Source organism: Mycobacterium sp. E3247, from assembly GCF_001667785.1.
GTDB lineage: Bacteria > Actinomycetota > Actinomycetes > Mycobacteriales > Mycobacteriaceae > Mycobacterium.
In genome coordinates this window covers 1-7,767 of sequence record NZ_LZJG01000032.1, presented here as the reverse complement: position 1 = coordinate 7,767, position 7,767 = coordinate 1, and the positions used below count along the sequence as shown (strand labels likewise).

The window sequence follows — 7,767 nt, the reverse complement described above, 5'->3', positions numbered from 1 at the left end:
GACGGCCTTCTTCGTGCTCGACGAATGGCTGCGGCCCGTGCCGGCCGGCCAGGTCGGGGTGGTTCACGTCGACGACCGCCAGGTCGAACCCGTCCAGCCGGTCGGCCAGGGCGGCCGTGGTGACCGCGGCGATCGGCGCGGCGTCGGTGAGCATGAACTCCATCCGGGCCGCCGGCAGCGCGGGGTCGATCGGCAGGTAGGCGGCCCCGGACTTGAGCGCGGCCAGGATCGCCACGATCGCCTCGGCCGAACGCGAGAACAGCAGCGCCACCCGTTCGCCCGGGCGGGCGCCGTTCTCGATCAGCAGGTGCGCCAGCCGGTTGGCGGCCTCGTCCAGCTCCCGGTACGTCATGGATGTGCCGTCGCAGACCAGGGCCACCGCGTCGGGGGTGCGGGCCGCCTGCGCGGCGAACAACGCCGGAACCGTCACCGGCATTGCCGGCCGGGTCAGCACTCCCCTGTTGCCCCACCTCTCCAGCCGGGCGTGCTCACCGGCATCGAGCAGGTCGATCGACGACAGCCGTCGCTCAGGTTCGGCGGTGACCGCCGTCAGCAGCCGCTGCAACCGCTCGATCAATCGCTCGACCGTGTGGGCATCGAACACGTCGGTGCGGTATTCGGCCGTCACGACAATGCCGGCGCGCGCCCCCGACTCGGTGAAGCGCTCGGCAAGGGAGAACGTCAAATCCATGCGAGCGGTGTCGGTGTGCACGGGCATCGGCGTGACCTGCAGATCGCCCAGGGCCAATCCGCCCGCCGGGGCAGTGACCTCCCCGGGGAAGTTCTCCCAGCCCAACAACACCTGGATCAGCGGATGATGGCTCATGCTCCGGGTCGGATTGAGCCGTTCCACCAGCAGTTCGAAGGGCACGTCCTGGTGTTCGAAGGCGGCCAGGCTGCGCCGTCGCACCTGCGCCAGCAGTTCGGCGAACGTGGGATCCCCGCCTAGCTCTTTCAGGTCGACCCGCAGCACCAGGGTGTTGACGAAGAAGCCGATCAACTCGTCGAGCGCCGGCTCGGTTCGCCCGGCGATCGGGAAGCCCACCGCCACGTCATCGCTCGCGCTGATCTTGGAGAGCAGCGCGGCGAACGCGGCCTGGATCACCATGAAGCTGGTCGCGTTGTGCTCGCGCGCCGCCCGGCGAATCTGCTGCTGCAGCTCCGCCGGCCAGTCGACCGCCAGACGGGCGCCGCGGTGGTCGGCGACCTGCGGGTAGGGCCGATCCGTCGGCAGCTGCAGGCGTTCCGGCAGCCCGGCCAGGGCGTCGGCCCAGAAGTTCAGCTGGGCCGAGATGCGGCTGTCGGCATCATCGACGTCACCGAGATGCGCGCGCTGCCATAGGGTGTAGTCGACGTACTGCACCGCCAACGGCGCCCAGTCGGGGGCATGCCCCGCACACCGGCTGGCATACGCCACCCCGAGGTCACGCGCGAACGGGGTGATCGACCAGCCGTCGGCGGCGATGTGGTGCACCGCGACCAGCAGGATGTGCGCGTCGTCGCCGAGGGTGAAAAGCTCGGTGTGCAGCGGGCTTTCGCTCGCCAGATCGAAGGTGTAGCGGGCCGCCGCGGCCATGCGCTCACGCAGCCGGTCTTCCGGCCACCCGCGGGCGTCGACGACCTCGCAGGCGAAGCCGATCCGCTCGGCGGGAATCACCACCTGCTGCGGGATCCCGTCGGCGGCCGCAAACACCGTGCGCAGGCTTTCGTGCCGGGCCACGACGTCGGCCAGCGCCGCACCGAGCGCGTCCGCGTTCAGGTACCCGCGCAATCGCAACGCCACGGTGACGTTGTAAATCGGTGAGGGGCCCTGGAACTGGTCGATGAACCACAGCCGGGTCTGGGCGAACGACAGCGGAATCACCGCCGGGCGGTCCCGCGCCACCAGGGGCTCCGGCCGGTTGGCTTCGTCACCGACGAGAAGCACCAACTCGGCGACGGTGGGCGCCTCGAAGACGGTCCGCACCCCGAGGTTCGCGTTCATGCTCGCGTTGACCGCGGCGATCAGGCGCATCGCCGACAGCGAGTCCCCGCCCAGGTCGAAGAACGAGTCGTCGACGCCGACCCGCTCCAGCCCCAGCACCTGTCCGTAGATGCCGACCAGGATCTCCTCGGCGGGAGTGGACGGGGCGCGGTAGCGATCCACGTCCTGGTACTCCGGTTCGGGCAGGGCCCTGCGATCGAGCTTGCCCGAGGAGGTCATCGGGAATTCCTCGAGCGCCACGATGTGTGTCGGCACCATGTACTCGGGCAACCACGCGTTCAGCTGCTCGCGCACCTCACCGATCTTGGTGTTGGTGCGAGGGTCGTTGGCGTGGCTGGTGCGCTGCCGCACCCCCGCCGGGGGCAGGTACAGATCGGTCAGGGCCGCGGCCGGCTGGTGGTCGGCGTCGACGAAAACCGCACTGAGAGTGCCGGGTTGGGCACCCCAGGTAACGGCGACATGATAGCCGGCGGAGTCGCCTACGCGATGCAGCTCTTCGGCGACGGTGACGGCGACCTCGGGACTGGCTTGGGCGAGCGCGTCCTCGACGGATAAGCCCGCGGCGAGCGCACTCTGGACGCGGACGTCGGCGATCACTCCGGCCTGGGGGATGTCGGTGACGCGGACGACGGCAGGACGCAGCGACACCAGGTCGTCACGAAGTCCATCGAGGCCCGCGCAGTCGGCCCACGACCAGGTGGGCGCGGTGGCCACCGACCGCACGGGCGCGGGTGCCTTGTGGATGACGACGTCGTAGCGGTACCTGTTCAGCTCGTTGTCGGACAAGCCGCGTTTGAGTTGGATTTCCAATCCGCCCGCCGACGGGCGGTTGACGGCCCAGGTGGTGAAAAAGTCCGGGGCCAGGAGCAATTCGGTTTCACCGAGCATGGCGTGGCTGACCCGCTTGCGGATCTCGTCGGCGTCGACGGCTTCGGCGCTGCGGGACAGGGCTATCCCGGTCTGGAACGCGCCCTGCAGTGCGTGGTTACGGACGTCACCGATGAACAGCGCCCCGCCGGGGGCCAGCAGCTCCATCGCGTTGTCGATGACCTCGGCCAGATATCCCGCGTTCGGGAAGTACTGGACGACCGAGTTGACGATGACGGTGTCGAAATGGCCGCGCGGCAACCGGTCCGTGACGTGGGCGGGCTGGGTGAGCAACTCGACCCGGTCCCGCCATCCGAACTGCGACTGCTCCAGTGAGCGGGCCAGGTTTTCGATGGCCACGGGCGAGAAGTCGGTCGCGACATACTGATCGCACTCCGGCGCGATCTGCGACAGCAGCAAACCCGAACCGGCGCCGATCTCGAGGACGCGCCGCGGCCGCAGGGCCATGATCCGATCCACCGTGGCGGCACGCCATTCGATCATCTCGTCGAGCGGGATCGGCTCGCCGGTGTAGCTGCTGTTCCAGCCGCGGAAGTCCATGCCGAATCCGGATCCAAGATCGGCGCCGTACAGGTCGTCGTAGAGGTGTTGCCACTCTTCGACGTCTTCCACGTCGTGATCGGCGTTGGTGTTGTGGTCGAGGGTGACGTAGGCGACCAGATGAGAGCCGGCGGCGCCGTCACGCACGGTGACGGCGGCCTGGGTGACATGCGAGCACGCCAGCAGCGTGTTCTCGATCTCACCCAATTCGATGCGCTGGCCGCGCAGTTTGATCTGCTTGTCGGCGCGACCCACGAAATCCAGGGTGCCGTCGCGGGTCCAGCGCACCAGGTCGCCGGTGCGGTACATGCGCGAGCCGGCGCCGCCAAATGGGTTGGCCACGAACCGTTCCGCCGTCAGGTCCACGCGCCCCATGTAGCCGTGCGCCAGCGCGGGCCCGCTCACGTACAGCTCACCCACCACCCCGATGGGCGCCGGGTTCAGCCAGCCGTCGAGCACCATGGCGCAGACGCCCGCGATCGGGGTGCCGATCCGAACCGGCCCCTCGGCCGGCAGGGGTGCACTCATGGTGACCCAGATGGTGGTTTCGGTCGGGCCGTACACGTTGAACATGCGCCGGCCCGGCGCCCACGCGGCCACCAACTCCGCCGGACACGCCTCGCCGCCGACCATCAATCTGTCGAATTCGGGCAGCCGCGAACGATCCAGCGACGACAGCACCGTCGGGGTCAGGAAGGCCGCGTTGACGCGTTGGCTTTGCAGCAACGCGGTCAGCGGCTCCCCCGCATACACCCCGGGAGGGGCCACCACCAGCGCCGCCCCCGACACCGCCGCCAACAGCATCTCGCCGACCGACGCGTCGAAGGTCGGCGCGGCCACCATCAGCACCCGCGTGTCCGCGCTCAGCCCGCACGACTCGCGTTGCGCGGCGGCCCATCCCAGCAGCCCCTCGTGGCCCACCACCACGCCTTTGGGGACGCCGGTCGACCCCGAGGTGAAGATCACGTAGGCGGCGTCATGGGCCGTCAGTGGGGCCAGCCGATCGGCGTCGGTGATCGGGTTCGCGCTGACCCCCGACAGGTCCAGCCCATCGATCCGCATAACCGGGCGCGGTCCGGCCGCGGCCACTTCATCGGTGGCGCAGGTCAATACGGAGACCGCGCCCGCCGCTTCGAGTACCGTGGTGATCCGCTCGACCGGGTGGTCCAGATCCACCGGCGCGTGCACGCCGCCGGCCTTGATCACCGCCCACCACGCGACCACCAACTCGAGGCAGCGATCCATCGCCACGCCCACGGCGAGCTCGGGACCCACGCCGGCGTCGATCAGCTTGCGGGCCAGGCGGGTCGACCATTCGTCGAGCTGACGGTAAGACAGCCGCCGCTCGCCGTCGACCACGGCGACGGCGTCCGGGTCGGCCGCGACGGCCGCCGCCAGCAACTCCGGGGCCACGCCCACCGGCGCGGCCGTACCGGCGCCGGACAGCTTCGCCAGCACCAGGTCGCGCTCGTCGCGGCCGAGCAGCTGGACCCCGGACAGGCGCCGTCCGGGATCGGACGTCATCGCCACCAACACCCGCTGGAACCTCTCGACGAGCGCTTCGACGCTTTCGGTGTCGAACACGTCGGCGTCGAACTCGACGTGCAGGCCGAGTTCACGGCCCGGGAGCGCCTCCATCGTCAGTGGGTAGTGGTTGTATTCACGGTTGGTGAATCCGGCGATCGCCAGCCCGTCGGGGCCCAACTGCATGCCGTCGCCGATCGGGTAGTTCTCGTAGACGAACAGGGTGTCGAAGAGCTGCTCGTGGCCGGTGATGCGATGAATGTCGTTGAGCGCCAGGTGCTGATGTTCAAGCGTGTCGTTGTTGGTGTCCTGCAGCTGACGCAGGAGGTCCGCGGCGGTGGTGGTCGCGCCGATGTTGGCGCGCACCGGCACGGTGTTGATCAACAGCCCCACCATCGATTCCGCGCCGGCCACGTCCAGTTGGCCCACGCGAGACCGCGGGGTGCCGAAGACGACGTCGTGCTGACCGGTCAGCGAGGTCAGCAGCAACGCCCAGGCGCCGTGCAGGACGGTGCTGACGGTGGTCTGGCAGGAGCGTGCCAGTTCGGTGACCGCACTCGTGGTCTCCTCGGCCACGCGGAAGGATGCCGCACCGCGCCGCCCTTGGCCCAGGCGATCTTTCGGGCCGACGAGCGTCGGCGCCTCGAAGTCGGCGAGCACCTCAGCCCAGGCCGCGCGGGCGGCATCGACGTCGCGATCGGCCAGCCAGGTGACGAAGCTGCGGTAGGGCGCGGCGGCGGGCAGCGGTTCACCGTAGTAGCTGGTGAAGATTTCGCGCAGCAGGATGGGCAACGACCACCCGTCGAGCACGATGTGGTGGTTGGTCAGCACCAGCCGGTGCCGGTCCTCTCCGGTGCGGATCACCGCGACCCGGAAGGGCGGCTGATCGGCCAGGTCGCCGACGGCGGCGCGTTCGGCGGCGCAGAGCTCTTCGATCTGCCGCTCGGTGTCGAGGTCGGTGTACCGCCATGCCACCGCCGGGCGGGCCGGGATGATCTGCACCGGTTCGTCGAACCGTTCGTAGAATCGGGCCGCCAGGTGCGGATGCCGGTTGATGACCGTGTGTACCGCATCGTGCAGGCGGTCGGGGTCCAGCGGGCCGGTGAGCGTGAAATCCAGTTGCACCGCATACATGTCGTCGCTGCCGTGCGCGGTGCTCGAATGGAAGAGCAGACCCTGCTGCAGCGGGGTCAGCGGCAGGATGTCGGCGAGGTCGTATCGCCGTTGCAGCTCGTCGATCTGCGGTTGGCTCAGCCGGGCGGGCGCGATGTCCGAGGGTGTGAGCCCGCCGCCACCGGCCCGCACGTGCGCGCAGATGCCGGACAAAGCGTCGAACCACAATTGGCTCAACCGGCCGATCTGCGCTTCGTTGAGCGCCGACGGCGCCCACGTCCAGTTGGCGCGCAGTTGCGGACCGGCGTCGGTGTCGACGGTGCCGGCGTTGAGTTCGACAGTGTGTGCCAACGGCATCGGGATCGCCGCGGCGGCGCCGCTCAACGAGAGGCTCTCCGGGTGCAGCCGCCACAGCTCATCGGGCAGCTCGGTTCCCGTGACCAGGCGACCGAGGTAGTTGAACCCGATCGGCGGGTCGGCCCCGTCGATCTTCGCGTCGCCGTTGAGGTAGCGCAGCGCACCGTAGGTCAGCGGGTGCGGCACGGCGCGAAGCTGTTCCTTGGCTTCCTTGATCAGCGTTCCCAGCTCCGGCTCGCCGGCCACCACCTGGGCCCAGGACGCCCCGCTCACGGTCAAGGACACCGGGTATTTGGTGGTGAACCAGCCGACGGTGCGCGACAGGTCCACGTCAGGCGCGAGTTCCTCGTGACGGCCGTGGCCTTCGACGTCGATGCCGATCGAGGCCTCGCCGCCCAGGAACTCCGTCCACGCCAGCCCGAAGGCGATCAGCAGAATGTCTTGCACGCCGGCATGAAACGCCGCCGGCGCCTCGCCGATGAGCGTGCGGGTGACCTCGACGTCCAATGACACCGACAGGTGCCCGGCGGCGGCGTAGGTGTCGGCCTCGGGGCGCACCGCCGGCAGTGCGGGCGGGGTCGCCGCGATCCGCTTCCAGGCCCCGGCTTGCTCGATGACTTCCGGGCGACGCGCGTGCTCGCCCAGCAGCGACGCCCAGCGGGCGAACGACGTCCCGCCTCCGGGCAGCGCCACCGGCTGCCCGCCGCGGTGCTGGGCCCACGCGATGTTCAAGTCCTCCAACAGGACTCGCCAGGACACCCCGTCGACGGCGAGGTGGTGGACGATCAACGCCAGCTGACCGGTGGGGCCGGCCCACACCGCGCTCAGCATCGTTCCGGCGGCGGGGTCCAGCCGCGACCGGGCCGCCGCCAGCGCCTCGTCCGAGAGAACATCCACCGACCGCAGGCAGCCGGTCGCATCCACGGAACCCGCCTCGGGCACCCACAGCGCCCATCCGTCGGCACCGTCGCCCTCGACGCGCAGCCGCAGCATGGCGTGCCGATCCAGCAAGGCCTGCAACACAATCGCCACGTCGGCCTCGGTCACCCCTGCGGGCGCCTGCAGCAGCATCGTTTGGTTGAACTGGTCGGTCGGGCCGTTCACGCCGTGCAACCACCGCATGATCGGGGTGGCCTGCACCGGACCGAGACCCTCGTCGATCACCTCGGTTTGGCCGCCGGTCATCGCGGCCACGCTGGCCAGGCGGGCAACGGTCTGCTCGACGAAGACGTCGCGGGGCCGGCAGCTCAGGCCGGCGGCCCGCGCCCGCGACACCACCTGCAGCGCCAGGATGCTGTCGCCGCCGAGTTCGAAGAAGGAGTCGTCGGTGCCCACGCGTTCGACGCCAAGGACCTCGGCGT

1 protein-coding gene is annotated in these 7,767 nt (G+C 69.8%); it reads right to left on the bottom strand.

Annotated elements, in window-relative coordinates; genetic code table 11:
* Window positions 1–7,767: non-ribosomal peptide synthetase (locus A9X04_RS01440; RefSeq protein WP_156764172.1), on the bottom strand; the 7,767-nt coding region annotated here is incomplete at both ends.